The 1,079-nt window shown below is 80.4% G+C and carries 2 protein-coding genes; both read right to left on the bottom strand.

Annotated features, from left to right (window positions below):
- Window positions 1-709 (bottom strand): asparagine synthase-related protein (locus tag GTR00_RS21525; protein WP_205706378.1); only part of this gene is annotated, 709 nt, incomplete at its 3' end.
- 40 nt (window positions 710-749) lie between these two features.
- Window positions 750-1,079, bottom strand: a 330-nt coding sequence (locus tag GTR00_RS21520) for a lasso peptide biosynthesis protein (protein ID WP_166613534.1), incomplete at its 5' end; no start/stop codon positions are given.

The raw sequence follows: 1,079 nt of genomic DNA, 5'->3' as shown, positions 1-1,079 counted from the left end.
GAGCGCTACCCGGTGGTGCGGGTGGCGGCGCGGCCGCGGTGAACAGCAGCGAGGGCGCCCGCCGCCACCGCAGCGGCGTCCGCCGCGCCGCCACCCGCACCACCGGGTAGCGCTCCACCGGCGCGAACAGCTCGTCGCCGCCGATGCCGGTGAGCACCGAGCCCCCCCGCGCCGCCGCGAACACCGGCTCGTGCAGGTGCCCGTTGAACGGCGGCAGCACGCCGTCGCGCAGCAGCACCGCCCGCGCCACCGGCCCGAGCACGTCCATCTCCTCCGACCACTGCGGCCGCTGCCACTCGCGCAGCCCCAGCGCACCCACGACGAGCTCCTGCCAGGGCGTCTCGTGCGCGTCGGGCACCGCGGGGAAGCGGTGCGAGTACGGCACCGGGTCCGCCAGGCCCTCCCGGCGCGCCACCGCCGTCGCCACCGCCAGCACCACCGAGGAGTCGCGCCCGCCGGAGAAGCTCACCAGGCACGGCGGGCGCCGCAGCGCCGGCAGCACCGCCGCCTCCACCGCCGCGCGCAGCGCCGAGACGCCCCCCGCGCCGCCCCGCCCGGCGGTGCTCGCCGCGGTGCCCTCAGCGGTGCTCGCCGGTGTGCGCGCGGGGGTGCGGGGGAGCGGGTCCACGCCCAGCTGGCGCCCGTACGGCATCCCCCACACCGTCTCCAGGGCCGTCAGGCGCTCGCGGGGCGCGGCGGCCGGCCTCACCGGGGCCTCACCGGGACCTCACCGGGACCTCACCGGGACCTCACCGCTGCGCCGGCACCCGCGTCAGCTCCCGGAACTCCCCGCTCTCGTCGGCGTCGTGCCCGTCGAGCCAGGCGTGCGCGGAGAACCCGTCGGCCACCGACACCGCCACCACCGCCGAGCGCGCCTCGCCGTGCGCGAGCAGCCACGCCTGCACCACCAGGCAGCGCTGCAGGCACGTCGCCCCGCGCCGGCGCAACACCGCCTCCACCGCCCCCAGCGCCCCCGCCGGCAGCGCCGGCGGCGGCGCGACCCGGGTGCGCAGCCCGTCGGCGGGCAGCTCGGCGCGCACCCGGCGCAGCGAGCGCTCCGCCCACCAGGCCGCGCGGCC

Origin of the sequence: Kineococcus indalonis (assembly GCF_009906395.1) — a bacterium.
Taxonomy (GTDB): Bacteria; Actinomycetota; Actinomycetes; order Actinomycetales; family Kineococcaceae; genus Kineococcus; species Kineococcus indalonis.
Note: the sequence above shows the minus strand (reverse complement) of the source record. Positions and strands in the feature narration are given on the sequence as shown.